General features: G+C 67.4%; 18 protein-coding genes. 2 read left to right on the top strand and 16 right to left on the bottom strand.

What is annotated here, in order from left to right:
• Nucleotides 1-111: 111 nt before the first annotated feature.
• The 8 genes from AC5P67_RS17165 to AC5P67_RS17130 all read right to left on the bottom strand — a co-directional run bounded on the left by AC5P67_RS17165 (nt 112) and on the right by AC5P67_RS17130 (nt 11,975).
• Nucleotides 112-945: a TrmH family RNA methyltransferase gene (locus AC5P67_RS17165; RefSeq protein ID WP_043034318.1), complete on the bottom strand. Its 834-nt coding sequence runs from the start codon at nt 943-945 to the stop codon at nt 112-114.
• Nucleotides 938-2,458, bottom strand: a complete 1,521-nt coding sequence (locus tag AC5P67_RS17160; protein WP_043034319.1) for an alanine/glycine:cation symporter family protein — start codon at nt 2,456-2,458, stop codon at nt 938-940. Before AC5P67_RS17160 ends, AC5P67_RS17165 begins: the two co-directional genes overlap by 8 nt.
• 262 nt (nt 2,459-2,720) lie before the next feature.
• Entirely contained in the window at nt 2,721-3,317 is a 597-nt protein-coding gene (locus AC5P67_RS17155) for a GNAT family N-acetyltransferase (protein ID WP_414489824.1), read from the bottom strand.
• A complete protein-coding gene (locus AC5P67_RS17150) occupies nt 3,310-6,435 on the bottom strand; it encodes an efflux RND transporter permease subunit (RefSeq protein WP_043034321.1) in 3,126 nt (1,041 codons plus the stop codon). Before AC5P67_RS17150 ends, AC5P67_RS17155 begins: the two co-directional genes overlap by 8 nt.
• Complete coding sequence (locus AC5P67_RS17145; protein ID WP_495214973.1) at nt 6,432-7,538, bottom strand: efflux RND transporter periplasmic adaptor subunit; 1,107 nt, start codon at nt 7,536-7,538, stop codon at nt 6,432-6,434. Before AC5P67_RS17145 ends, AC5P67_RS17150 begins: the two co-directional genes overlap by 4 nt.
• A gap of 275 nt (nt 7,539-7,813) precedes the next feature.
• The gene (locus AC5P67_RS17140; protein WP_197585737.1) at nt 7,814-9,877 is read right to left on the bottom strand and encodes a TonB-dependent copper receptor; all 2,064 of its coding nucleotides are present in this window, start codon (nt 9,875-9,877) and stop codon (nt 7,814-7,816) included.
• A gap of 71 nt (nt 9,878-9,948) precedes the next feature.
• Nucleotides 9,949-10,380 carry a DUF2946 domain-containing protein gene (locus AC5P67_RS17135; protein WP_062605760.1) on the bottom strand — a complete coding sequence of 144 codons (432 nt, stop codon included), beginning with the start codon at nt 10,378-10,380 and terminating at the stop codon, nt 9,949-9,951.
• Between the two features lie 611 nt (nt 10,381-10,991).
• Complete coding sequence (locus AC5P67_RS17130) at nt 10,992-11,975, bottom strand: LysR family transcriptional regulator (protein ID WP_005414326.1); 984 nt, start codon at nt 11,973-11,975, stop codon at nt 10,992-10,994.
• 207 nt (nt 11,976-12,182) lie between these two features.
• Between AC5P67_RS17130 and cysK the strand changes: the two genes are divergently transcribed.
• Together cysK and AC5P67_RS17120 are read left to right on the top strand one after the other, a co-directional pair.
• Nucleotides 12,183-13,142, top strand: coding sequence for a cysteine synthase A (gene cysK / locus AC5P67_RS17125; RefSeq protein WP_005410829.1), 960 nt, complete (start codon nt 12,183-12,185; stop codon nt 13,140-13,142).
• A 267-nt stretch (nt 13,143-13,409) separates the two neighbouring features.
• Complete coding sequence (locus AC5P67_RS17120) at nt 13,410-14,009, top strand: O-acetyl-ADP-ribose deacetylase (RefSeq protein ID WP_005410830.1); 600 nt, start codon at nt 13,410-13,412, stop codon at nt 14,007-14,009.
• A gap of 92 nt (nt 14,010-14,101) precedes the next feature.
• Here AC5P67_RS17120 and AC5P67_RS17115 read toward each other — a convergent pair whose 3' ends face one another.
• The 8 genes from AC5P67_RS17115 to gap all read right to left on the bottom strand — a co-directional run bounded on the left by AC5P67_RS17115 (nt 14,102) and on the right by gap (nt 25,926).
• Nucleotides 14,102-15,247 carry a hypothetical protein gene (locus tag AC5P67_RS17115; protein ID WP_005414328.1) on the bottom strand — a complete coding sequence of 382 codons (1,146 nt, stop codon included), beginning with the start codon at nt 15,245-15,247 and terminating at the stop codon, nt 14,102-14,104.
• Nucleotides 15,248-15,376: 129 nt separating this feature from the next.
• Nucleotides 15,377-16,381, bottom strand: a complete 1,005-nt coding sequence (locus AC5P67_RS17110; protein WP_005410832.1) for a class I fructose-bisphosphate aldolase — start codon at nt 16,379-16,381, stop codon at nt 15,377-15,379.
• Nucleotides 16,382-16,577: 196 nt separating this feature from the next.
• Entirely contained in the window at nt 16,578-18,044 is a 1,467-nt protein-coding gene (gene pyk, locus AC5P67_RS17105) for a pyruvate kinase (RefSeq protein WP_005410833.1), read from the bottom strand.
• Between the two features lie 216 nt (nt 18,045-18,260).
• Entirely contained in the window at nt 18,261-18,914 is a 654-nt protein-coding gene (locus tag AC5P67_RS17100; RefSeq protein WP_005410834.1) for an HAD hydrolase-like protein, read from the bottom strand.
• Nucleotides 18,911-20,086 (bottom strand): phosphoglycerate kinase, encoded by a 1,176-nt coding sequence (locus tag AC5P67_RS17095; RefSeq protein ID WP_005414330.1) that lies wholly within the window; start codon nt 20,084-20,086, stop codon nt 18,911-18,913. Before AC5P67_RS17095 ends, AC5P67_RS17100 begins: the two co-directional genes overlap by 4 nt.
• A gap of 655 nt (nt 20,087-20,741) precedes the next feature.
• On the bottom strand, nt 20,742-22,118 hold the full coding sequence (locus tag AC5P67_RS17090; protein WP_111193307.1) for a DUF3999 domain-containing protein: 1,377 nt from the start codon (nt 22,116-22,118) through the stop codon (nt 20,742-20,744).
• Nucleotides 22,115-24,796, bottom strand: coding sequence for a DUF2339 domain-containing protein (locus AC5P67_RS17085; protein ID WP_495214970.1), 2,682 nt, complete (start codon nt 24,794-24,796; stop codon nt 22,115-22,117). Before AC5P67_RS17085 ends, AC5P67_RS17090 begins: the two co-directional genes overlap by 4 nt.
• A gap of 125 nt (nt 24,797-24,921) precedes the next feature.
• Nucleotides 24,922-25,926 carry a type I glyceraldehyde-3-phosphate dehydrogenase gene (gap, locus tag AC5P67_RS17080; RefSeq protein WP_005414333.1) on the bottom strand — a complete coding sequence of 335 codons (1,005 nt, stop codon included), beginning with the start codon at nt 25,924-25,926 and terminating at the stop codon, nt 24,922-24,924.
• Nucleotides 25,927-26,019 lie beyond the last annotated feature (93 nt).

Below are 26,019 nucleotides of genomic sequence, written 5' to 3'. Positions count from 1 at the left end.
AACCAAGGTTCGCACCCACCAAGGCGGGTCCTGAATCAGGAACCCGGCAGGGTCAGAGCCCTCGCCTTCGGCGAGGGATCCGACCCCGATCATGCGAGCCCGGATACGGGATCACCCGCGTCGACTGGCCCACTGCGCCAGCAGCACGGCCGTGGCCGAGGCCACGTTCAGGCTCTCCACCGCGCCACTGCCGGGAATCGAGACCCGCATGTCGCATTCGCTGGCCAGGCCGCGGTCCATGCCCTCGCCTTCAGCGCCCATCACGTACACAAGGCGCGACGGCAGCGACGCGCGGAACACGTCATCACCGCCCTCGACCAGGGTTGCGGCCAGGCCGAAACCGGCACTGCGCAGCTGCGCCATCGCCTGAGCAGTCTCCGGCAGCTGCACCAGCGGCACCGACTCCGCCCCGCCTTCGGCCACGCGTGCGGCAGCACCGGACAGCGCCAGCGTGCTGCCGGCCGGCAGCAGCAGCGCCTTGACGCCGAAATGCGCGGCCGAGCGCAGGATCGCGCCGAAGTTGTGCGGGTTGCCAACACCATCCAGCCACAACGCCAGCACCGGGCCCTGCTCCAGATCGGCCAGCCACTGCGCCAGCGGCACGACCGGCGCACGCAGCACGTCGGCTACCAGGCCTTCGTGATGGGTCGTGGCAGCCAGCTTGTTGAGATCGCCTTCCTCCACCACGCGATAGCCCACGCGGTTGGCCACGCACCACTTCAGCACCGGCTGCATGCGCGGAATCAGCGCGTCCACCAGGTACAGCTTGCGCAGCGCCTGCGGGCGATTGGCGAACAGGGCCTGTACGGCGTTCCAGCCATACAGGCGCAGTTCGTCGTTGCCGCGCCCCGGCGGTGGCGGGGTGCCGCCCTCACGCGGTGGCAGCGGAGTGGCCCGCGGCGGTCGCGACGACGGGCGGCGGGCATTCTTCCAGGGATCATTCACTACGGGACAACTCCAGCTTGCGTTGACGCCAGAAATCGGCGTTCTTGATGCCCAGGGCATCGGGGTCGAAGATTGGATCGAGGCCGAGCTTCTTCTGTCGTTCGTAATCACGCAGGGCGAGCATGGCCGGCTTCTGGATGATGAGGATGGCAATGATGTTCAGCCAGGCCATCAGGCCGACGCCGATGTCACCCAGCGCCCAGGCCAGGGTCGCATTATGGAACGCGCCGAACACCACCATGCCGATGATGCCCAGGCGCAGCACCAGCACGGTCAGCGGGCGCTTCCTGTTGTGGTTCACATAGCTGAGGTTGGTCTCGGCCATGTAGTAGTACGCCATGATGGTGGTGAAGGCGAAGAAGAAGATGGCGATGGACACGAACGCCGAACCCCAGCCCGGCAGCACGGCTTCCACACCGGCCTGGGCATAGCCCGCGCCTTCCGGAATGCCGGCCAGGCCCTGGAAGATCGGCGCGGCGCCGGCACCTGCGGGCGAGTACACGTTGTAGGTGCCGCTGGCCAGGATCAGGAAGGCGGTGGCGGTGCACACCATCATGGTGTCGAAGTAGATGGCGAAGGCCTGCACGTAGCCCTGCTTGGCCGGGTGCGAGACTTCCGAGGCGGCCGCTGCATGCGGGCCCGAACCCTGGCCGGCTTCGTTGGCGTAGATGCCGCGCTTGATGCCCCACTCCACTGCCAGGCCCATCATCGCGCCGAACGCGGCGTGGGTGCCGAAGGCGCTGCTGAAGATGATGTTGAACATCTCCGGCACGCGGTCGTAGTTGATGATCATGATGATGATGGCCATCAGGATGAAGCCGGCGGCCATGAACGGCACCACCACTTCGGCGAAGTTGGCGATGCGCTTGACGCCGCCGAAGATCACCACGCCCAGCAGCAGCGCGACCACGATGCCGATGCCCAGCTTCAGCGCCTGCACCGATTCCATGCCGAAGGCCTGGCCATCGAGCGGCCCGCACAGCGCGGTGCCGCGGCAGGCGTTGATGATGCTGTCGGCGATCGCGTTGGCCTGCACGCCCGGCATCAGGAAGCCGGCGGCGATGATCGTGGCGATGGCGAAGGCCAGCGCGTACCACTTCAGGCCCATGGCCTTTTCGATGTAGTAGGCCGGGCCACCGCGGTAGCGGCCTTCGGCGTCCTTGGTCTTGTAGATCTGCGCCAGGGTGCATTCCACGTACGAGGTGGACGCGCCGAGGAAGCCCATCACCCACATCCAGAAGATCGCACCGGGGCCGCCGAAGGCGATGGCGGTGGCCACGCCGGCGATGTTGCCGATGCCCATGCGGCCGGCCATCGACATGGCCAGGGCCTGGAACGAGGACACGCCGGCGTCGGATTTCTCACCCTTGACGGTGAGGCGGCACATCTCGAGGAAGCCGCGGATCTGCATGAAGCGCGTGCGCAGGCTGAAGAACAGGCCGGCGCCCAGGCACACGAAGATCAGTGCCTTGCTCCAGATGATGCTGTTGATGAAATGTACGGTTGCTTCCACGCGCGCTCTCTCCAGTCGGCGGGTTGTAAGGACGTCCCGTCGGCTGGAAGGGACCGGTCGATTCTCCCTGATCGAAGGCCGCTGCGGTAGCGCCGGATCAATGGGGGCTGCGGGATGGGTGGGTGGGATGGCTGCGCTGACGCCATGATGCCCGGTAGAGTCGACTGTTGGTCCACTGCCGTTGGCCCCGGTCGCAGAAGAGCCCGCGCTGCGCGCGATAGTCGACTGACAGTCGACTCTACCCCTCCCCCTCCCCGGCTGCTCAGGGCAGCTGGGTGCGTACCCGGGCAAAGCGGCGCAGGTCGTGCAGGACGCCGCGCTTGTAGACCGCACAGCGCTCCACGCCCTCTTCCTGGAAGCCGTTCTTCTCCAGTACACGGGCCGAGCCGAGGTTGAAGTCGACCACGGTAGCCTGCAGCCTGAACAGGCGTAGTTCGTCCATCACCCACGGTGCGAACAGGCCGACCACGCGGGTCATCACGCCCTGCCCCCAGTAAGCCTGGCCGAGCCAGTAACCCAGTTCGGCGGTATGCCCACGCTCGGCCACGCCCTGCTGGGCACCGACGCTGCCGCAGGCCTGGCCGTCGATCTCGATGGCCAGGTTCAGGGTTCCGGGGGCAAGCACGCGGCCGGCGAGGAAGGCCTCGCCATCCTCGCGCGTGTACGGGTACGGAAAGCGATCACGCAGGCCCCGCGACACCTCGGCGTCGTTGGCATGCCGCAGCAGGGATTCCAGATCATCCGGGCGCCAGGGGCGCAGTCGGAAACCTTCTCCCTGTAGTGGCGGGGTCAGAGCCCTTTCCGTTCCGGAAAGGGATCCGACCCCTGGTCCGACCCCGTCGGCGTGCCGGTCAGGCATGGCCACCCACCGAGGGCGACTCGGCTTCCTGCTTCTCCAGCTCGCGCTTCACCGCTTCCGGCGAACGCGTGTACGGGGCCAGCCGCGCGTAGAACGCCGGCACCACGAACAGCGACAGGAACGTCGAGAGGGTCACGCCGAAGATGATCACGATGCCGATGGTGCCACGGCTGGCCGAGCCGGGGCCACCGGCCACCACCAGCGGGATCGCGCCGACCACGGTGGCGATCGAGGTCATCAGGATCGGGCGCAGGCGCACCATCGCCGATTCGATGATCGCCTCGCGCACCGTGCGACCGTCATCGCGCAGCTGGTTGGCGAATTCGACGATGAGGATGCCGTTCTTGGCCGCCAGGCCAACCAGCATGACGATGCCGATCTGGCTGAAAAGATTCACCGTTCCCCCGCTCACCCACAGGCCGACCAGCGCGCCGAGCACGCCCAGCGGCACGGTCAGCATGATGGTGAGCGGGTGGATGAAGCTTTCGAACTGTGCGGCCAGTACCAGATACACCACCAGCAGGGCCATGGCGAAGGTCAGCAGCACTGCGCCACCGGCACTCTGGTACTCGCGCGATTCGCCCTTCCAGTTCACCTGCGCGTACTGCGGCAGCTCCTCACGGGCCACGCTCTGCGCCCAGGCGATGGCCTCGCCCAACGGATAGCCCGGCGCCAGGCCGGCGGTGATGGTGATCGAGCGCAGACGGTTGAAGCGGTTCAGCGTGCCCGCCTCGGCCACTTCACTGAGCGTGACCAGGTTGGACAGCGGCACCAGTTCGCCGGAGGTGGCACGCACGCGGATCGCGGCCAGGTCGGCCGGGCTGGCACGGCCATCGCGACCGGCCTGGACCAGCACGTCGTACTCCTCGCCGTTGTCGACGAAGGTGGTGACGCGACGCGAACCCATCATGGTTTCCAGCGCCGAACCGATCGCGGTGACCGGCACGCCGAGATCCGCCGCACGCTGGCGGTCGATGTTCACCCGCATCTGCGGCCGGGTTTCCTTGTAGTCCGAATCCGGGCCGACCAGGCCGGGATTGTCGGCCATGCGCAGCAGGATGCGGTCGCGCCACTGGGCGATTTCCGCGTACTCCGGCCCGCCCAGCACGATCTGGAAGGGCTGGCCGCCACTGCGCACCAGGCCGCCACCGACCTGGGTACGCACGCGCACGCCGCGCATGGTATCGAGTTCCTTCTGCAGTGCGTTGGCCACATCCGGGGTGGCCTCGCTGCGCTGGCGCCACGGCTGCAGGAAGATGCTGACGCGGCCGGTGTGCATTTCCTCGCTGGCGCCCCAACCGCCGGGCACGCGCGGGTTGGCACGCACGATCGGCTTGTCCGGGCCGACGTGCGGGGCCAGCAGCGCTTCCACCTGCTGTACCTGCTGCACGGTGTAGTCGTAGCCGGCGCCTTCCGGGCCGTCGATCATGATCTGGAACGAACCGCGGTCTTCGGCCGGCGCCAGCTCCGACGGCAGCAGTTTCAGCAGGCCCCAGCTGGCGGCCAGCGCGGCCACCATCACCAGCAGGTAGATCCAGGTGCGGTCCACGTGATGGTCGAGCACGCGACCATAGCCGGAGGCCAGGCGCTCCAGGTTGCGGTTGACGAAGCCATGCAGGCCGCGCGGTGCCTGCCCGGTGTGCGGCTTGAGCAGTTTGGAGGCCATCATCGGCGTCAGCGTCAGCGCCACGAACGCGGACAACGCAACCGCTGCCGCCAGCGCCACCGCCAGTTCGCGGAACAGGCGGCCGGTATTGCCTTCCAGGAAACCGACCGGCAGGAACACCGCCACCAGCACGGCGGTAGTGGCGATCACCGCGAAGGCGACCTGCGTGGTACCGCGCTTGGAGGCCACCAGCGGGGGCTCGCCCAGGTCGATGCGGCGCTGCACGTTTTCCACCACCACGATCGCATCGTCCACCACCAGGCCGATACACAGCACCAGGGCCAGCAGGGTCAGCAGGTTGATCGAGAAATCGAACGCATACAGCGCGATGAACGCCGCGACCAGGCAGACCGGCACCGTTACCGCCGGGATCAACGCGGCGCGGAAACTGCCGAGGAACAGCCAGATCACCGCCAGCACCAGGATCATCGCTTCCACCAGCGTGGCATAGACGCGGTCAACTGCGGCTTCGATGAAGGTGGTGTTGTCGAAGGCGACGAAGATCTGCGTGCCCTTGGGCAGGGTCAGTGCCACCCGCTCGGCTTCAGCGCGCGCGGTACGCGCCACGTCCAGCGAGTTGGCAGTGGAGGTCTTGACGATGCCCATGCCGATGCCTGGCTCGCCGTTGCTGCGGTAGTACGCGCGACGCTCGGCCGAAGCCAGTTCGATCTTCGCCACGTCGCCCATGCGCACCACGTAACCGTCGCGGCCCTTGCCCAGCGGGATGGTCGCAAAGTCTTCCGGCTTGATGTAGTTGCGCTCCACGCGCAGGGTGAAGTCACGGTCGGTCGACTCGATGCGGCCGGCCGGCAATTCCACGTTCTCGTTGCGCAGTGCGGTTTCCACATCGCCAGTGGTCAGCCCGCGCGCGGCCAGCTGGTCACGGTCCAGCCAGATGCGCATCGCATAGCGCTGGCGGCCACCGATGCGGACCTGGGCCACGCCATCGAGGCTGGAGAAACGATCGACCACGTAGCGGTCGGCGTAGTCGCTCAGCTCCAGCGTGTCCATGGTCGAGGACACCATGTTGAACCATATGATCGGGTCGGCATCGCTCTCGACCTTGGCGATTTCCGGCGGACGCGCTTCTTCGGGCATGCGGTCGGCGACGCGGCTGACCGCATCGCGCACGTCATTGGCCGCCGCTTCGATATCGCGGTTGGAGGTGAACTCGATGCTGACCTGCGAGCGGCCGTTGGTGCTGCGCGCATTGATCGTATCGATGCCTTCGATGCCGGCCAGCGCATCTTCCAGCACCTGGGTGATGCGGCTTTCGATGACCGCCGCCGAGGCGCCGGTGTAGTCCACCGACACCGACACGATCGGCGGATCGATGGCGGGCAGTTCGCGCAGGGTCAGGCGGGTGAAGGACATCACGCCCAGCACCAGCAGCAACAGGCTCATCACCACGGCGAACACCGGCCGCTGGATGGAGATGTCGGACAGCTTCATCCGCCGTGGCCCTCGGCCGCGACCGGCGCCGGTGCATCCGCCGGCTTGGCACCGCTGGCCGGCGCCGCATCCTTGGCCGCGACCTTCAGGCCCGGGCGCAGCTTGCCGGTGCCATCGATCACGATACGCTGGCCGGCTTCCAGGCCCTGCTTGATCTCAACCACGCCGGCGCGGCGCGCACCGGTCACCACGTCCACGCGCTCGACGCTGTCGTCGCTCTTGATGCGGTACACGAACGTGTCGCGGCCCACCTGCACCACGGCGATTTCCGGCACCACCAGCGCCGGGCGCTCGGGGCGGAACAGGCGCACGTCCAGCAGCATGCCCGGGCGCAGCGCATGGTCGCTGTTGGCGAAATCGCCGCGCACGGTCACCGCACGGGTCGCCGGGTCGATGCGTGCGTCGATGGTACTGACCACGCCCTCGAAAGTGCGGCCCGGCCACGCCACGCTGGTGGCGCTGACCTTGTCACCGACGCCCAGTGCGGCCAGTTCCACTTCCGGCACCTGGAAATCGATGTGCATGTGCTCGATGTCGTCGAGCGTAGCGATGACCGTGGTCGGGGTCACCAGCGAGCCGGGGCTGACCTGGCGGATGCCGAGCACGCCGGCGAACGGTGCGCGCACACGGCGATCACCGATGTCGGCCTGCATCTGCATCACGCGCGCCTCGGCGGCATCACGGATCGACTTCTGCGTATCCAGCGTGGCGCTGGACACCAGCCGCTGGGAGGCCAGCTCGCGCTGGCGCTTGTACAACTGGTCGGCCTCGTGGAAGGTGGCCTGCGCCTGCACCAGCGCCGCTTCCTGGGCCTGCCCGCGCAGCGTCACGATCGGTGCGCCGGCGGCGATGTGCTGGCCGCTTTCGAAATGCACCTTCTCGACGATTTCGCTGACCTTGGCGGTGACGCTGATCGACTCGCGCGCCTTGGCCGTGCCCAGCGCCTGCAGGGTGTCGTTCCACTGCGTGGGCTGCACCACCTGCGCCGTGACCGGCACTGCTTCGCCCTGCCGACGCGCGGAGGCCTCCTGTTTGCCTGCGCACCCGGCCAACACGGCCAGGCTGAGGCCAAGGGCCAGGGTCGAAGCGATACGAGCCAGCATGAATGGTCCTGATTGATCCACGGCCGCCGAGTGTAGGCAAGGCCCCGCAAAAGCGGTATGTGCCAAGCGTTTACCATCGTGGAACCGAAGCCGTGATAGCGCCTTGAACCCGTTCCGTGCAAGGCTGCCCTTGGCGGTGTCGGCGTGTGTCGGGTTGTATCCAGCCGTGCACCACGGGCGTTGCCATCGTAGAGTCGAAGCTGCCCGACAGAGGGCGTCGGGCGGGGACGGATCCTGGCGGGGATCCGGCCCCGGTTTTTTTTGCACCCGGCGGATCAGTACCGGTAGTTCACCTTCATCCACAGGCTGCGCCCGGGCTCGTTGATGCGCACCGGGTCGGCCGGGAAGCCGAAGTCGGCACTGCCGGCCAGGTTCAGGTGCTCGCTGTAGGCGCGGTCGAACAGGTTGTCGACGCCCGCGCTGAGCTGCAGCTGCGAACTGAAACGGTACGCGGCGTTGAGCGCGAACGTGGCGAAACCTGCACTCGGCCCGAGGTCCTGTGCGACCACGTTGCCCTGGCCCTCGGCCACGCGGTGCTGGTGGGTCACCGCACGCAGCAGTGCCCCGGCACTCCAGCGCTGGCCTTCCCAGTTCGCGCTCAGGCGTGCTTCCAGTGGTGGCATCTGCGGCAGCGGACGCTGCTGGTCGCGGTTCTCGCCCCAGGCATAGGCCAGCGTGCCGCCCAGCTTCCACTGCCCGGCCAGGCTCACTTCCAGGCCCGCCTCGGCACCGGCGATGCGCGCGTCGACATTGCGGGCCTGGCTCATGCCCATCATGCCGCTGCCGTGGTACGTGAACAGGATGTAGTCCTGGATCTGCCCGGCGTACGCCGAAACCCACGCCTGCACGCGCGGTCCCTTGTACTGCAGGCCGACGTCGAACTGGGTGGTGCGTTCGGGCTGCACGCCGGTGAACGCGTTCACTGCGCCGGCCGGGCCATGGTTGGGCGAGAACAGTTCCCAGTAGTCGGGCATGCGTTCACTGTGGCCGAGCCCGGCGTACCAGGTCAGGCCGTCGGCCAGGTCCTGCTCGTAGCGCAGGAAACCACTGCCCAGCCATTCCTTGCGACGCTGGCCCGCAGTCGGATTGGGCCTGTTCCCCATCATTCCGCGGATCGATTGCCGCTCATCGCGGACGCTGGCGCGGTCGATGCGCAGGCCACTGATCCAGCGCTGGTCGGTGCCGGCGCCGAGGGTCAACTCGGTGAACACGCCGTAGCGGCGGAACTTGGCATCGGTCTCCCAGGCGGCCTGGCGGTAGGTGTCGCGGCCCATGCCCATGCGGCCACGATGGCGGCTGTCTTCGCCGTCCACACCCGCCACCAGTTGCACGTCCTGCCAGTGCCACTCGGAACTGACCCGCCCGCCCTGGGTACGGCGGTCCACGTTAGACGCCATCGGCATCGGCATCATGCTGTTGGGATTCGGCGTGCGCAGCGTGTAGTTGTCCATCACGTGGTCGGCTTCGTTGTAGTACACGTTGGCCTGCAACGTGTCCCACGCACCGGGCAGGTTTCGTTTTTCGAAGCGCGCGGCATAGCTGGTGCGTTCGAACGCGGCACCGTCCATGCCGCGCCCGGCGTAACGCGCGATGGCATCGCCGGCACCGGCGGAAATCTCCAGCAGCGTGTCGGCATCCGGCGTCCAGCCGATGGCCACGTCACCGTTCCACTTGCGCCACTTCGACGGCACCACGTCACCGTGGCCGTCCTTGTAGTCATCGGCTTCGGAGCGGTTGCCGCTGGCACGCACGTAGCCGGTCGGATTGCCCAGGGTCAGGTCCAGCACCTGGTCATTGCGGTTGCGCGAACCGACCAGCGCACTGGCATCGGCACGCAGGCCGGGTTCATCGAAGCGCGGCGTGTCGCGCTCGAAGCGCACGGTACCGGCCGAGGCACCTGCGCCCCAGCGCACGCTCTGCGGGCCCTTGATGATGGTCAGCCGGTCGAAGCTTTCCGGCGCGATGTAGGACAGCGGATTGTCCATGCGCGACGGGCAGGCACCGATCAGGTTGCCGTCGTTGCTGAGGATGTTCAGGCGCGAACCGAACATGCCGCGCAGCACCGGGTCGCCGTTGGTGCCGCCATTGCGGATGGCAGAGAAGCCGGGAACGGTTTTCAGGTAATCGGCACCATCACTGGCCGGCACCGGCTGCCGCGGCAGGCGTGGGTCGGTCACCCAGTGCAGCGGCGAGGACGGTGCGGCGGCGGTGACCACCATCGTATCGAGGGTACGCGCCTCTTCGGCAGGCGCGGCGTAAGCCAGTGACGTGGTCACGGCCAGGCCAAGGGCAGCCGGCAGGCGCGCGCAGGCGCCCGCGGGGCGGGAAGTCATTTTCATCGGAACAGCTCCAAGGTACGCACGCGCGCACGGCGCCCGGTCAGGCGTCGTGCGGCAGATTCACGGGGATATCAGCGGACGATGGAGACGCGCGGTGGCCCACGTGCGGCATGTGCGGGCCAGTGCGGTGCGGGCAGCACCTGTTGCGACCACGGGAACACCAGGCGCGGCCGCCACAGCAACGGCAATAGCAGCACCAGCACCGCCAGCCATGGCAGCAGGCGCATGGCCAGTACGCAGTATTCGCAGGCCTCGCCATGCATGGCGTGGGGATCGGCCGCGGGGCGGGGCGCTGCCGGCGCGGCGCCGTGCTGATCGTGCCCGGCCATGGCCATGTCGTGCATGTCGTGGCCCATGGCGGCGTGGTCCATGCCCGCCATTGCGGCGTGGTCCATCGGCGGCGCCTGCAGCGCACGGCTGACCAGCGGCGCAAGCACCATCAGCAGCGTCGCCAGGATGGCGAGCTGGAGCAGAAGACGCTGCGGGCGGGACAGGCGGGTCACCCCGCTAGTGTAGAGGCGGGTCCAGGGTTGCCCGTGCGACGAACCGTCGCAGGAGGGGGTTTATCGGCAGGGCTGCGCCCTGCACCCGCTGCGAGCTGGAGCAACAGCAAGAGCCGAAGCAACATCAAAAGCTGGCTTCCTGTGAGTTAGGCGGGGTGGGTCCGGTTGCGGGGGGCGCTGCAAGTACGTCCATGTAAGCTCGGTCGCCGCATCCATGCGGCTCACGCCCCCGCAACCGGACCCACCCCGCCTTCGACAGATTCTCGCGATATGCTGTAGATCCACGCCATGCGTGGATGAATCTCCATCGGAATCGAATATTTCGAACTGGAATCGAAAAGCATCCACGCATGGCGTGGATCTATCGTGTCGACCAAGGTCGACACCTACCAACAGCCGCCGGAATCTGTCAGAGGTGGGGCGGTGTCGGAGTGCGGGGTGTCAGCCGCATGGATGCGGCTGCCAAGCTTACAGGGACGTACTTGCAGCGTCCCCGCACTCCGACACCGCCCCGCCAACCCACGGAATGCCGCTTCTGCTGTTGCTGTTGCTGTTGCTGTTGCCTTTGTCCGCAGCAGGTGCAGGGCTGCAAGCCCTGCTCGACCAACCCCTCACACCGTGATGGTCTGGGTCAGTGACTCCCAGGTCGGTGGCACCGGCCACGCGGCGGCCTGGTTGCCATCCAGCACCCTGCGCAGATCGCGCGGATCAATCTGCGGTGCCAGCACGTGCACCAGCTCCAGCGCGTAATCGCGCAGCACCCGGTCGCGCGGCAACACCGCCCAGGCAATGCACTCGCTGATCGGCTCCGGCGCCGGCCACGAGCGCAGGTCTTCGTCGCTGGAACTGACCGCCATCTCGGCCAGCAGGCCCACGCCCAGACCGGTACGCACATAGGTCTTGATCAGGTCCGCATCGAGCGCGGTCAGCGCCAGGTCCGGCGCCAGGCCGTTCGCAGCGAAGGCGCGCTGCAACGAGGAATTCGGGCGGGTCGAGGATTCGTAGCTGATCAGCGGCTGCCGGGCCAACGCGGCCAGGTCCGGTGCGCGGCCGGCGCGGTCCAGCGGGTGCCCCTTGGGTACCACCACCAGGCGTCGCCAGCGGAACAGCGGCACCGCGATGCCATCGGTGGGCTCACTGCCGGCGGTGCTGATGATGGCGATATCCGCGTCACCCTGGTTCAAGCGGTCCAGCGCGTCGGTTTCACCGGCCTGCTGCAGGTGCACGCTCACCTGGGGATAGGCCTGCTTGATCGCTGCCACCGCCGGCGGCAGCACGAAGCGCGCCTGGGTGTGGGTGGTGGTCAGGATCAGCTGGCCCTGGCTCTCGCGGCGCTGGTTGGCCGCGTAGGTGCGGATGTTGTTGGCCTCGGCCAGCACCGCGCGGGCGCGGGCGATGACCTCGGTGCCGGCCGGGGTGACCGATTCCAGGCTGCGGCCCTTGCGCACGAACAACAGGAAGCCGAGCTCGTCTTCCAGCTGCTTGAGCTGCTTGGACAGGCCGGGCTGGGTGGCGTGCACGCGCGAGGCGGCCAGCGTGATGTTCAGCTCGGCGTCGGCGATGGCGACCAGGTAGCGCAGCTGGGTCAGCGTCATGGGAGGCGGGCGGCGTGGGGCGGAGGTCCACTCTAGGGTCAATTGCCGTCACCAGCTTATAACCAAAGGTTGTTTAAGAAAGGTATCTGGTCATTTCCGGGCGTCATATGCCGGCGCTACGGTCAGCCGGCAGCCGCTGGCCTGAACAGCCAGCCCTCCCCTTCTGCCCGCCGGCGTCCGGCGCGGCCCTGTTTCCGGAGCGCTTCCATGGCCCTGTACGACTCCATCCTCGATACCGTCGGCAACACCCCCATCGTCAAGCTGCAGCGCCTGGCGCCGCCGCAGGTCAGCGTCTACGCCAAGGTCGAGTCGTTCAACCCGGGCGGCTCGGTCAAGGACCGCCTGGCGCTGGCGATCATCCTCGACGCCGAAGCACGTGGCCTGCTCAAGCCGGGCGACACCATCGTCGAAGCCACTTCTGGCAACACCGGCGTGGCGCTGGCGATGGTCGCCGCCGCGCGCGGCTACAAGTTCGTGGCGACCATGGTCGAGACCTTCTCGGTGGAGCGCCGCAAGCTGATGCGCGCCTATGGCGCCAAGGTGATCCTGACCCCGGCCGCCGAACGCGGCAGCGGCATGGTGCGCAAGGCGCGCGAACTGGCCGAGCAGCACGGCTGGTTCCTGGCCAGCCAGTTCGCCAACCCGGCCAATCCGGCGTATCACCGCAACACCACCGCCGCCGAGATCCTGCGCGACTTCGCCGGCAAGCGGCTGGACTACTTCGTCAGCGGCTGGGGCACGGGCGGCACGCTCACCGGCGTGGGCGAAGTGCTGAAGGTCGCGCGTCCGCAGACCCGCATCATCGCCACCGAGCCAGCCGGCGCCGCACTGCTGAAGGGCGATGACTGGAAGCCGCACAAGATCCAGGGCTGGACCCCGGACTTCGTGCCCGACGTGCTCAACCGTGATGTGGTGGATGAACTGCTGACGGTGGAAGATGACCGCGCGATCGCCACCGCGCGCCGGCTGGCCGCCGAGGAAGGCATCTTCGTCGGCATCTCCGCCGGCGCTACCGTGGCCAGCGCACTGGACGTGGCCGCACGTGCCGAACCGGGTTCAGTGATTCTGGCGATGCTGCCGGACACCGGCGAACGCTACTTCTCCACGCCGCTGTTTGCCGACGTGAATGAGGGTTCCGACGACGACTGGCTGGCCGGCCTGCCGTGACACCCGGGCTCAGAGCCTCTTCCATCCGGAAAAGGATCTGACCGCATCCTGTTACATGCCCAGAGTCGGATCCCTTTTCCGCAGGGAAAGGGCTCCGACCCCCTTCTGCTTCAGCCTGCATGAAGGCGTCGCCCGCCATCGTGCGTGAAGGCCGTCGGATCGCAGCGCGTGAGACGGTCATGACGCAGTATCGATGCCCTGTCCCCTACCGTGGGAACAGCCGGCGCAGATGCTGCGCGGATCACCTCACAGGCAGGAGACGGACGCATGAAGATCGAAGTTTGGCAGGGCGACATCACGACCCTGGCGGTGGATGCGATCGTCAACGCGGCCAATGAAACGCTGCTCGGTGGTGGCGGTGTCGACGGCGCGATCCATCGTGCGGCCGGGCCCGCGTTGCTGGCCGAATGCGAGCAGCTGCCGGAGCTGCGCCCGGGCGTACGTTGCCCGACCGGCGAAGTGCGCGCCACCAGCGCTTACGCTTTGCCTGCACGCTACGTACTGCACACGGTGGGCCCGGTCTGGCACGACGGCCAGCGCGATGAACCGGCGTTGCTCGCCAACTGCTACTGGAAGTCGCTGCAGCTGGCCGAATCGCTGGGCGTGCAGTCGATCGCATTCCCAGCCATCAGCTGCGGCGTATACGGCTATCCGCTGTACCAGGCCGCGCAGATCGCAGTGACCGAAACACTGGCCTGGCAGCGCAGCCACGCGCAACCGATGCGCATCGTGCTGGTGGCGTTCAATACCGCTACGGCCAAGGCCTACCAGCAGGCGTTGAGTGCCGCCGGGCAAAGCGCCGACAGCGAACCGCGCGGGTCGATGCTGCCGCCCTTGGGTGACGCGGGTTTTGCCGCCGCGCATTGAATCGCGACGCAGCGTGGAAAGGAAAAGGCCGGGCATTGCCCGGCCTTCTCAGTTGCACCGTTGATGTCATCCACGCGTGGCGTGGATCACGCTCAACGACTGGCAGCTTCCACCGCAGCGGCGTCATCGGCCACGGCGGCTGCCGCGTCGGCAGCGGCACGTGCAGCCGAGGCGGCAGCGCCATCGGCGCTGGCCCCTTCCACCTGCACGCGCACCTCGACCATGCCTGCGCCATTGTTCAGGCTGGACACGTCGACGGTGTAATGACCGGCCGGCAGAGTCTCTTCCAGGCGCGAGTTGGTACCGTTGCCACCGTCGTCGTCGGTCAGCTCGACATCGCCACCGACCACGCGCAGCACGGTATCGACCTGGCTGGAAATCGCATCCAGGCGCACGTCGGCCGGCCGGTCCAGGGTCAGCAGGAAGCGGCGACGGCCTTCGTTGTCCAGCATGGTGTACACGCTGCCCGACTTCGGCAGGGCGGTGCCATCGCGCTCGACCAGATTCCCCGGCAGTTCGATGCGGGAGGCAGACAGGGTGAACATGCCATTGACACCGCTGCCGAGGCCGCGCGCGGTCAGGGTGTACTTGCCCGGCTTCAGCGACAGGGTCAGCCGCGAGTTGGTGCTGTCGTTGCCATCGTCGTTTTCGGCTTCAACGCCCTGGCCCGACAGCTTCAGCACCGGATCGAAGACATCCGACACCAGGCGGATTTCGTAAAGGCCGGCCTTGTCCACCTGCAGGGTGTAGTCCTGCGAATCACTGGCCAGCATGTCCACGATTTCGCCACTGCCCGCCAGCGGCTTGCCGTCGTAAGGTTTCAGCTTCTCGGCTCGCAGGCGATACGGACCAAAGGCGGTCGGGCCATCGGCATTGACCGCCACCTGGTAGGTGCCGCCGCCATTGGCACGGAACGCCAGCGAGACGTCGCCTTCGCGTTCGTAACCGGTGTTGCTGGTGGAAACAAGACTGCCGTTGTTGAACACGGCGATCGAGCCGCTGAGGGCACCAGTGAGCTTCAGGCCGACCAGGTCCTTGTCTTCCAGCTTGATCTGGTAGAGCTGGTGATGGCTGCCATCATTGAAGTTGATGCCGCTGCGCGAGGTGATCTCGCCGGACACCGGCTTGTCGAAATCGAGCGACGCGGCCTTGCCTGCCTCTGCGCCGCCGCCGATGCGGTTGCACCCGCCGGCGACCAGGACCGTGGCTACGGCCAGTGTGATTGCTGCCAAACGCATGTTGTTTCTCCTTGGCCTTCCATGTGGTTCCCGCGTACCGGCCGGGCACGCGGGGGCGGAAAAGATACCCGCAAAAGCAAACGCCGGCGTGATGCCGGCGCTGCCTTGTTCATCCAGCGATGGGACGGATCAACCGTTCCACTTGCCCAGCGCAGCCAGGCCGTTGTCCTTGGCACGCTCGTACACGGTCTTCTGGGCGGCTGCGTAGTTGCCCTTCATGTCCTTGGCCCACAGCTTCAGCGCGGCCTGCTGCATGGCGCGGCCGTAGGAGAAGCTCAGCGGCCACGGCAGGTTGCCCAGCTGGTTCATCGCGTTCAGGTGCTCGGTGGACTGCTCGTCGCTCTGGCCACCGGACAGGAACACCACGCCCGGCAGGATGGCCGGCACGGTGCTCTTCAGGCACATCACGGTCGACTCGGCCACTTCCTCGACGTCGGCCTGCTCATCGCAGTTCTTGCCGGAGATGACCATGGACGCCTTCAGGATGGTGCCTTCCAGCAGTACGTTCTGCTGGTACAGCGCGTCGAACAGCGAACGCAGGGTGGCTTCGGTGACTTCGTAGCAGGTCTCGATGTCGTGGTCGCCGTCCATGATCACTTCCGGCTCGACCATCGGCACCAGGCCGCATTCCTGGCACAGGGCCGCATAACGGGCCAGCGCATGGGCGTTGGACTCGATGCAGGTGCCCGACGGAATGCTCTCGCCGATGTTGATGACCGCACGCCACTTGGCGAAGCGCGCACCCAGCTTGTAGTACTCCTGCAGGCGCTCGCGCAGGCCGTCCAGGCCTTCGGTGACCAGCTCGCCCGGGCAGCCGGCCAGCGGGTGCGCACCCTTGTCCACCTTGATGCCCGGAATCATGCCGTGGTCGGCCATGTACTTGGCGAACGGCACGCCGTCCCTGGTCGACTGGCGGATGGTTTCGTCGTACAGGATGGCGCCGGAAATGTGCTCGTTGAGCTTCGGCGTGGTCAGCAGCAGCTCGCGGTAGGCACGACGGTTCTCCTCGGTGTTCTCGATACCGACGCCGGCGAAACGCTTGGCGATGGTAGCGGTGGATTCGTCGATCGCGATGATGCCCTTGCCCGGGGCGACCATGGCCTGGGCGGTTTCGGCCAGCTGTTCGATGCTCATGTATTTCCTGTGGCGGGTGCGGGAAAAACGTAAGTATAGCCCCGCTGCCCGTTGCCCCGGTGTCGAGGCCAGGATGGAAACGATTCCAATGTCCGCGCAGGACAAGGGATGTCCTGCGGCATGGGGTCAGAGCCTCTTTGGGGATCTGACCCCGGGTCGGATCCGCGCAGCGGCTCCGACCCGAGGCCGACTGGGTTTACAGATCGCCCAGCCCAATGGCGCGGCCGTCTTCACCCACTTCCAGCAGGCGCAGGGTATTGGTGGCACCGTGGGTTTCCATGTGCTCGCCGCTGGTGAACACGACGCGGTCGCCGGCCTGCAGCAGTTCGGCTTCCACCAGCAGGCGGATGCTGCCGCGCGCGGCTTCGCGCGGGGTCAGGCCGCGGCTGTCGAAGTTGATCGGGAACACATCGCGCATCAGCGCCATCTGCCGGCGCGCGCCGTCATGGCGGGTCACCGCGAACACCGGCGCCTTGGCGCGGAAACGCGACAGGTAACGCGCGGTGCCACCGGACTCGGTCATTGCCACGATCGCGCGCACGCCCACGTGCTGGGACAGGAACATGGTGGCCATGGCAATGGCCTGGTCGGCACGCTCGAGGTTGCGCGGCGAAGCGTTGAAGTCGGTCTCGGTCTGGAACTGGCGCTCGGCCCCCAGGCAGATGCGCGCCATTGCTTCGACCGCCTTGACCGGCCAGGCACCTGCAGCGGTCTCGGCCGACAGCATCACCGCATCGGTGCCGTCGATGACCGAGTTGGCCACGTCCAGCACTTCGGCACGGGTCGGAATCGGGCTTTCCACCATCGACTGCAGCATCTGCGTGGCGGTGATCACCACCTTGTTCTGTGCCAGCGAGGCCTTGATGATCTTCTTCTGCAGGCCCGGCAGTTCGGCATCGCCGATCTCCACGCCAAGGTCGCCACGGGCGACCATCACCACGTCGCTGGCCTCGACGATTTCTTCCAGGTTCTCGATGGCCTCGGTGCGCTCGATCTTCGATACCAGTGCAGCATCACAGCCATGCGAGCGGGCGATGTCACGCGCATCGTTCATGTCCTGCGCGTTGCGGCAGAACGACACAGCGATGAAGTCGACACCGATCTTGGCGACGATGCCGATCAGTTCCTTGTCGCGCTCGGTCAGCGCGCCCAGCGAGAGGCCGCCGCCCTGCTTGTTCAGGCCCTTGCGGTCGGACAGCACACCGTCGTTCAGTACGGTATTGATGATGCGTTCGCCCTGCACCTCCACCACCTGCAGCTGCATCAGGCCGTCGTCGAGCAACAGGACATCGCCCGGACCCACGTCCTGCGGCAGGCCGAGGTAGCTCACACCCACCTGGGTGGCATCACCCGGGCCGGCGCTGGTGCTGGCGATCAGGTCGAAGCGGTTGCCCGCCTTCAGCTGCACCTTGCCTTCTGCGAAGCGCTCGATGCGGATCTTCGGGCCCGGCAGGTCGGCCAGGATGCCCACTTCCACGCCGACGCGGGCGGCGGCGGCACGCACTTCGGCGGCACGCTTGGCCTGGCCGGACGGGTCACCATGGCTGAAGTTGAGGCGCACCACGTTGACGCCGGCGCGGAACAGATCCTCCAGCACGCCCGGCGGATCAGTGGCCGGACCGAGGGTGGCAAGGATCTTGGTGCGACGCTGACGCTCGAACATGGTGAATGGGCCTCTCCCGATAAAGAACGGAAATTAGCACATCCTTCACGCCGCATGTATACGGTTACAGCCTTGTGCTGCCTGACTTCGCGGGTCATGGAACGGACATCACCCGGACATACGCTGGCGCAGGGTGTTCTGTAGAGCCGGGCCATGCCCGGCTGCACCGTGGGCCGCAATCAGCCGAGCATGGGGCCAGCTCTCCAGGCGGGGCGGCTAGGCCAACAGCGTCGTCAGCTGTGCCGGCTCGCGAGCCAGCTGGCCCGCACCGGCTTCGGTCAGTTCGGCCTCACCGCCAAAGCCCCACAGCACGCCCACGCTGCGCAGGCCGTGGTGGCGTGCGCCCTCGATGTCCATGCGGCGGTCGCCGATCATCCAGCACTGTGCGGGCTGCAGCTGCAGGCGGCGCAGTGCCTCCCCGACCAGCTCGGGCTTGTGGCTGCGCGAGCCGTCCAGGGTCGAACCGACGATCTCCTCGAACAGCCCGCCAAACGGCAGGTGCGCAAGGATGCGGCGCGCATGCGGCTCGTTCTTGGCGGTGACCACCGCCAGGCGGTGGCCTCGGCCATGCAGCGTGCGCAGGGTGTCTTCCACCTGCGGGTACACCGTGTGTTCGCGCCAGCCTTCGGCGTCGAAGCGCTCGCGGTAATAGCCCACCGCCTGCTCCACCCGCGCTGGTTCGACGAACAGTGGCGTGAAGGTGGTACGCAGCGAAGGACCGATCCAGCCCAGCAGCGTTTCCTGCGGCGGCACCGGATGGTCCATCTTCTGCAGCGCATAGGCGATGCAGGCGGTGATGCCCACCTGCGAGTCGATCAGCGTGCCGTCCAGGTCGAAGAACAGGACATCCTTGCCGTGCCCGGCACTCATGCGCCGCGCGCGTCGAGTGCGGCGACCGCCGGCAGGGTCTTGCCTTCCAGGAACTCCAGGAACGCGCCGCCGCCGGTGGAGATGTAGCTGACCTGCTGGGCGATATCGAACTTGTCGACCGCCGCCAGGGTGTCGCCGCCACCGGCGATGGAGAACGCCTTGGAGCTGGCGATGGCGCGGGCCAGCGCTTCGGTGCCCTTGCTGAAGGCCTCGAACTCGAACACACCGACCGGGCCGTTCCAGACCACGGTACCGGCCTTGTCGATCAGCTGCGCGTACTGCGCCGCGGTCTGCGGGCCGATGTCCAGGATCAGATCATCTTCGGCAACGGCGTCGACCGCCTTCACCTCGGCGACCGCGTCGGGCATGAACTGCTTGGCGGTCACCACGTCCACCGGCAGCGGGATGTCGGCGCCGCGCGCCTTGGCATCGGCCACGATCTTCTTCGCGGTGTCCAGCAGGTCCGGCTCGTACAGCGACTTGCCGACGTTGTAGCCGGCGGCAGCGATGAAGGTGTTGGCGATGCCACCACCGACGATCAGCTGGTCGACCTTGCCGACCAGGTTGGCCAGCAGTTCCAGCTTGGTGCTGACCTTGCTGCCGGCGACGATGGCCAGCAGCGGCTTGGCCGGTGCATCCAGCGCCTGCGCCAGCGCGTCCAGTTCGGCCATCAGCAGCGGGCCACCGGCAGCAACCGGGGCGAAGCGGATGACACCGTGTGTGGAGGCCTGCGCACGGTGCGCGGTGCCGAAGGCGTCCATCACGAACACATCGCACAGGGCGGCGTACTTCTTCGACAGGGCTTCATCGTCCTTGCCCTCGCCGACGTTCATGCGGCAGTTTTCCAGCAGCACCAGCTGGCCCGGCTGGACCTCGACGCCGTCGACCCAGTCGCGCACCAGCGGAACCTCGCGACCGAGCAGCTCGGACAGGCGCTGGGCCACCGGCGCCAGCGAATCGGCTTCGCTCCACACACCTTCCTTCGGGCGCCCCAGGTGCGAGGTGACCATCACCGCCGCGCCCTGCTCCAGCGCGCGCTTGAGCGTCGGCAGCGAAGCGGTGATGCGCTGTTCGGAAGTGATGCGGCCATTCTCGATCGGCACGTTCAGATCCTGGCGGATCAGCACGCGCTTGCCGGAGAGGTCGAGGTCGGTCATGCGGACGATGGACATGGGCAACTCTTTGGCTCGGGGACGGGATGCCGGGGTACGGCAGACGGCCATTGTATCGGGTGCGGGTGGTGGGAGGGTCCATGCCTGTGGCAGACAGAGGCACAACTGCAACTGCAGCAGCAACAGCAACAGCACAGCCAGAGCCAAAGCGCTGGCGCTTCGTGGTGCCGTGAGTGGGCCGGGGCGGTGTGGGCTCGCGGGGGACGCCGTGAATCCATCCCTGGAGGCTCGGGCGCGCCATCCATGGCGCTTACGCCCCCGCGAGCCCAGACCACCCCGGCCTCGACAGGTTCATGAGGCGGAGCGGACGGCGAAAGCAAAGGTGGTTTCTGGTGTCGGAAGGAGATGGAAGGTTGAGCCGAGCTGATGCTCGGCTGGAGATCTCGTGGAGAACAGCCGAGCGTGGGCTCGGCTCTAGAAAGAGCTCCCAGCCAAGCAGCTTTTGCTCTTCATTTTTTTCTTTCCGTGGGTGGACGCACACGGAAACTGTCAGAGGCCGGGCGGGTGGGCTGGGCAGGGGTATCCGCGCCATGGATGGCGCGGCTAAGCCTCCAGGGACGGATTCACGGCGTCCCCTGCCCAGCCCACCCGCTCGGCCCATCCCCGGGATCGCGCTTTGCAGCCACCCACGAGGGGCTGCGCCGTTCGCCGCAACCTACGCCGAAGGCGCCGGCTTCTGCCGAAGCAGGCTGACCGCCAGGCCGCCAACAACCAACACACCCAGCCCCAGCAACGCCCACAGCAACCACGCCTTCCAATCGTGCTGCGGCTTCAGCGCCGCGTCACCGGCCAGCGGCTCCGGGCTGCCCTCCAGGCGCGCCAGCGTCGGCTGCCACGACGGATCATTGCGCTGCCGCAGTTCCTCGATCAACACACCAATCGGCGCTTCCATGCGGCGCGCGGTCGCGCTGCCCACTGCCAGTGCATACGGTGCTGCCCCCTGGCTCAGGAACACCAGTACTTCCGGCTGGTAGCCCAAGCGCAGGGTCGGTGCGGTCGCAGTTTCCGCCGGGTTCGCCACCAGCTTCCAGTAGCGGTCACGATGCACGCCCCCCAGCGGCTGGGCCGCTGATTGCTGGCGCTGGCCCTGCGCGCCCTGCTGCAGTTGGTACGCGATCCATGGCGCACTGCGGCGCTGCCATTCCGCACTCTCGTCATCGCGGCTGAACAACGTCCACTGCACCAGGCTGTTGTCGGCGCTGGCCACATCCGCGCGCGCTACCGGGAAACGGCCGTCGAGTTCGAAGGTGTATTCACCCTTGCCCTTCGAGGTCGGTTCCAGCGACAGCCACTCCCACGGCAGCGTGGCCGGCGCCGGCGGCAGCTCGGCCAGCACGCTGCGCAGCGTCGGCAGGCGCGCATCGCCCTGCGCCAGCACGCGCAGATAGCGCGCCTCGCCGTCCACCTGCAGGCGGCGCTGCAGCAGGCGCTTGCCAGCACGCTGCAGGTCGACCAGCGGGATGTCACGCCCGATCGGACGCCAGTGCTGCAGGTCGTCGCTGGCATCCAGCTGCACCTGCGCCTGCAACGGCTGTCCGCTGTCAGCCCAGTCCAGCACCAGTGCCGCCAACGGTTGCTGGCCGAGCACGCTGGCATCGATCAGCCAACCACCCTGCCCGTTCGCTGCCGCACCGCCGCTCACGCGTGCTTCGACGCGACGGACACGGCCATCGGTATCGCGCTCGGTCAGCAACTGCAGATCGTTGCGCTGTGCTTCGGCCAGCGGCGGCAGCGCGAACCACGGCAGCTCACGCTGCACCGGCGGCTGTGCCAGCGGCTGGTCCGGCGCCAGCAATGCCGATGGCAACGATTGGCCGGCGGCGTTGAACACCTGCAGGTCACCCAGGTCTGCGGCACCTGCACGGCGATAGATCGCCGGCTCCAGAACCACCCTGTACGCACCGGACTGTGCGCTGGACAGCGTCAACGGCCACTGCTCGGCGTACTGCGTGCGGTAGTCGGCGGCCTGCACCGCGACGGCGGCCAGCATGCCGAACATCGCCGGCAGCAGCGCCCTGCTCCACTTCCTCATTGTTTTTCCTCCACGGACGGCGCCGCGCTGGGCGGTGCCGGTGCCAGATAACCCACGACCGTGCACAGCAGGCCGTAGGCGATGAACGATGCGATGCCCAGCAGGTTGCCCAGGTGCTGGCGATCGACGATGACCAGCTTGGCCAGCACCACGCCCATCAGCACGGCACCGACCATCCACAACACGCGCTGGCCACGGCGCGATCCCCACACCCAGGCAATCACGCCGAGCACGCTCCACAGCACGGTCAGGCTGGTCTGCGCCAGGCTGGAACGCATCATCGACGCACTCCACGACAGGCCGCCCCACTGATGCACGCCATGCAGCACCACGCTGGTCAGCGCGACGAACGTTGCCAGTGACAGCAGCGGCATGCGGATTCCCGACAGGGTCTTCGGCGCCTGATCGCTGTACAGCCAGCGTGCAAGCAGCAACAGGCTCAGCCACTGTCCGAGCTCGGCCGGATTCAATACCGGCAGCCAGAGCAGCGGCGCAGCATCGCCCGGCAGCAGCTGTCCGAACAGCCAGCCGATCGACAACAGGCCGAACAGCACGCACTGCAGCGGCTGGCGCACGCGATCGAACGCTGCACCCAGCGGCCAGCGCAGCGCATTCCAGCGCCACAGCGACAGCGCCGCCATCAACAGCCACGGCACCGTCACCAGCAACGTGGTCCAGCCCTGTGCCAGACCGGCCTCGCCACCGCCCCACAGGGCCAGCAGCGAAAGCAGAGACGGCCACAACAGCCACCACAGGAACTGCGCGATGCGCGCCACGCTGTCGCCCCCCTGGCGCAGGCAGAGCAGCGTGCGCACGCCCATCACCGCGAACACCGCCCAGGCCAGCGCACCGTAGCCGGCGAACGGCTGATGGTGCGCGTCGCTCTGCATCAGCGCCAGCGGGAAGCCCAGCGCCAGCATGGCCAGCGCGGTCACGCCCAGTGCGCGTGCCGGCTGACGGCGCTGCATTTCGGCGGCCAGCCAGGCAGTGACGGCGGCCAGCACCAGCAACGCGTCCACTTCGGTGCGGTACGGGAAGAAGCGGGTGATCTCATGCACCATGCCGCCCAGCCACCACAGCAGGCCCCACAGGTAGTAGACCAGGGCGATCTCGTGGCGTGACCTGCGCTGGTAGCTCCAGGCCGACGCGAAGCCGGCCAGGGCCAGCAGCAGCGCCCCGATGGCAGTCGGATTGATCAGGAAGCGCAGGTCCTCATGCCAGTGATCGCCACCGGCCACGAAGGCGAACGCAGCGCCCATCTGCAGCAGCGCGCCGGACACCTGCGGCAGCCAGCGCTTCTGGCGCAGGCCCAACCAGGCCAGTCCGGCGCCTTCCAGCGCGAACACCGCGCCGGTGGCCCGCGCCGACAAGGCCAGCGGCACCGCCAGCGTGGCAAAGCCCACCGCCAGCACCGCGTGCGACTGCGCCAGCACGGTGTACGACGCGCGCCTGATCAACGCCCACGCCAGCGCCGCGTAGATCGCGGCCAGGCCAAGTGCGCACAGCGCCAGCGTCATCGGCTGCTGGTACAGCATCCCCGCCTGCAACGAGAACGCGACCAACGGCGTACCGAACACCAGGCTGCCATCGACCAGGTCACGCTGCCCGGCGGGCTGCCGGCGTGCGTAGAGCAACGGGATCAGCAGGTAGAAGGCGAAGAACAGCAGCAGGAACGGCTCGGTGCTGCTGAACTTGTCAGGCGCGTACTGCAGCACGCCCCAGAACGTGCCGATACCGAAGGTGAAGGCGAAGCCCAGCAGGTTCAGCGCGCGCCACGGTCGGAACCAGGCAATGGCGAAGATGCCGGCGTTGAGCACGGCGTAGTAGCTGAACAACCCCACGTGGTTGCCGCTGCCGGTGGACAGCCACAGCGGTGCCATGAAGCCGGCGAGGATGCCCAGCACCGCCAGCGTACGCGAGTTCTGCACCACCGCCAGCACGCACAGCGCGGCCACCAGTGCAATGGAGCTGACGAAGGCGAAGCCCGGCGGAATCAGCTCGAAACGCTTGAAGGCCGCGAAGATGGTCAACAGCAGCACGCCGATGGCACCGCCCTGCAAGGCCAGCGCAAACAGGCGCCGGCGCTCGCGCTGGTGCCAGCCGAACGCCAGCAGGCCCAGTGCACCGACGGTGACACCGGCCAGGCGCAGCTCGATCGGCAGCACCAGCCAGCCCTGGTCGCTGACGTACTTCAGCAGCGCAGCGACACCGGCCAGCAGCACCAGCATGCCGATCTTCACCGGCACGTTGCCCTCGGTGAACCAGCGCTTGACCGCGCCACTGCCGCGCTCGATGAAGTTCGGCAGCGCCGGTCCGGAAGGCAACGGTGGCTGCATCGGCGCGGGTGGCACCGGCGGTGGTGCGATCGGGCGCGGCGCCTCCGTTGCCGCAGGCACCGCTTCGCGCACCGGCGTTGGCTGAGGCGGAGGCTGAGGCGGAGGCGGAGGCGGAGGCGGTGCAGCAGCCGCCACCGGCCGCAGGAACCGTGGATCGGCACTGGCCACAGGGGGGGCCGCAGGCCGTTCAGGCGCGTGCATGGCGGCGACCGGCGCGGCAGCCATGGCGCTTTCCAGCGCGGCGACGCGGCGGCGCAGGCCGGCAATCATCACCAGCGCCACCACCAGCAGCAGCGGGATGGCCAGCAGGACCAGTACGACCAGGGCAATCAGTGCTTCCATTGCGTGCTTCCATAGCGTTCCCGCGCCCCATCGGCAGCGGTCGACCGGCCCATGCTACGACAGGGCCGGCCCCATAAACGACGAACCCCGGCCAGGCCGGGGTCCGTGTGCGATCTTCGCCGGCCTTACTTGGCGGCGATGACCTTGGCCATTTCCAGGCACTTGTTCGAGTAGCCCCACTCGTTGTCGTACCAGGTGACCAGCTTGACGAAGGTGCCGTCCAGGGCGATACCAGCGTCGGCGTCGAACACCGAAGTGCAGGTTTCGCCGCGGAAATCGGTGGCCACCACCTTGTCTTCGGTGTAGCCCAGGATGCCCTTCAGCGGGCCTTCGCTCTGTGCCTTCACTTCCGCGCAGATCTCGGCGTAGGTGGCTTCCTTTTCCAGTTCGACGGTCAGGTCGACCACCGACACGTCCGAGGTCGGGACGCGGAAGCTCATGCCGGTCAGCTTCTTGTTCAGTTCCGGGATGACCACGCCGACGGCCTTGGCCGCACCGGTGGACGACGGGATGATGTTCTCCAGGATGCCACGGCCACCGCGCCAGTCCTTGTTGGACGGGCCATCGACGGTCTTCTGGGTGGCGGTTGCCGCATGCACGGTGGTCATCAGGCCGCGCTTGATGCCCCACTTGTCATTGATGACCTTGGCCAGCGGGGCCAGGCAGTTGGTGGTGCACGAGGCGTTGGAAATGATCGCCTGGCCGGCGTAGGTCTTGTCGTTCACGCCGTAGACGAACATCGGCGTGTCGTCCTTCGACGGCGCCGACATGATGACCTTCTTGGCGCCGGCATCGATGTGCTTCTGCGCGGTTTCCTTGGTCAGGAACAGGCCGGTGGCTTCCAGCACCACGTCGGCACCGACTTCATCCCACTTCAGGTTGGCCGGGTCGCGTTCCTGGGTCAGGCGGATCTTCTTGCCGTTGACCAGCAGGTCGTTGCCCTGCACTGCCACGTCGGCCTTGAAGCGGCCGTGCACGGAGTCGTACTTGAGCATGTACGCCAGGTAGTCCGGCTCCAGCAGATCGTTGATGGCCACGATTTCGATGTCGTCGCCGAAGTTCAGCACCGCCGAGCGCAGGACGTTACGCCCGATGCGACCGAAACCGTTGATACCAACCTTGATTGCCATTTCTCAAGCTCCTGCGGCCGCTACGGGTGCGGCGGGATGGATAGGGCCCACAAGTCTAGCAAACCGGGGCTGGCCACCGTGGGCCAGCGCCCG

Source organism: Stenotrophomonas sp. YJH_SMC_21, assembly GCF_059369555.1.
The sequence above is the reverse complement of the archived record's forward strand: the minus strand, read 5'-3'. Positions and strand labels throughout refer to the sequence as shown.

What these genes read in the sequence shown, in the direction of transcription:
- AC5P67_RS17120 (WP_005410830.1), top strand. Translation starts at nt 13,410, where the DNA reads ATGAAGATCGAAGTTTGGCAGGGCGACATCACGACCCTGGCGGTGGAT.
- AC5P67_RS17130 (WP_005414326.1), bottom strand. Translation starts at nt 11,975, where the DNA reads ATGACGCTGACCCAGCTGCGCTACCTGGTCGCCATCGCCGACGCCGAG.
- AC5P67_RS17095 (WP_005414330.1), bottom strand. Translation starts at nt 20,086, where the DNA reads ATGTCCATCGTCCGCATGACCGACCTCGACCTCTCCGGCAAGCGCGTG.
- pyk (WP_005410833.1), bottom strand. Translation starts at nt 18,044, where the DNA reads ATGTTCGAGCGTCAGCGTCGCACCAAGATCCTTGCCACCCTCGGTCCG.
- AC5P67_RS17145 (WP_495214973.1), bottom strand. Translation starts at nt 7,538, where the DNA reads ATGCTGGCTCGTATCGCTTCGACCCTGGCCCTTGGCCTCAGCCTGGCC.
- cysK (WP_005410829.1), top strand. Translation starts at nt 12,183, where the DNA reads ATGGCCCTGTACGACTCCATCCTCGATACCGTCGGCAACACCCCCATC.
- AC5P67_RS17150 (WP_043034321.1), bottom strand. Translation starts at nt 6,435, where the DNA reads ATGAAGCTGTCCGACATCTCCATCCAGCGGCCGGTGTTCGCCGTGGTG.
- gap (WP_005414333.1), bottom strand. Translation starts at nt 25,926, where the DNA reads ATGGCAATCAAGGTTGGTATCAACGGTTTCGGTCGCATCGGGCGTAAC.
- AC5P67_RS17085 (WP_495214970.1), bottom strand. Translation starts at nt 24,796, where the DNA reads ATGGAAGCACTGATTGCCCTGGTCGTACTGGTCCTGCTGGCCATCCCG.
- AC5P67_RS17115 (WP_005414328.1), bottom strand. Translation starts at nt 15,247, where the DNA reads ATGCGTTTGGCAGCAATCACACTGGCCGTAGCCACGGTCCTGGTCGCC.
- AC5P67_RS17090 (WP_111193307.1), bottom strand. Translation starts at nt 22,118, where the DNA reads ATGAGGAAGTGGAGCAGGGCGCTGCTGCCGGCGATGTTCGGCATGCTG.
- AC5P67_RS17140 (WP_197585737.1), bottom strand. Translation starts at nt 9,877, where the DNA reads ATGAAAATGACTTCCCGCCCCGCGGGCGCCTGCGCGCGCCTGCCGGCT.
- AC5P67_RS17100 (WP_005410834.1), bottom strand. Translation starts at nt 18,914, where the DNA reads ATGAGTGCCGGGCACGGCAAGGATGTCCTGTTCTTCGACCTGGACGGC.
- AC5P67_RS17155 (WP_414489824.1), bottom strand. Translation starts at nt 3,317, where the DNA reads ATGCCTGACCGGCACGCCGACGGGGTCGGACCAGGGGTCGGATCCCTT.
- AC5P67_RS17110 (WP_005410832.1), bottom strand. Translation starts at nt 16,381, where the DNA reads ATGAGCATCGAACAGCTGGCCGAAACCGCCCAGGCCATGGTCGCCCCG.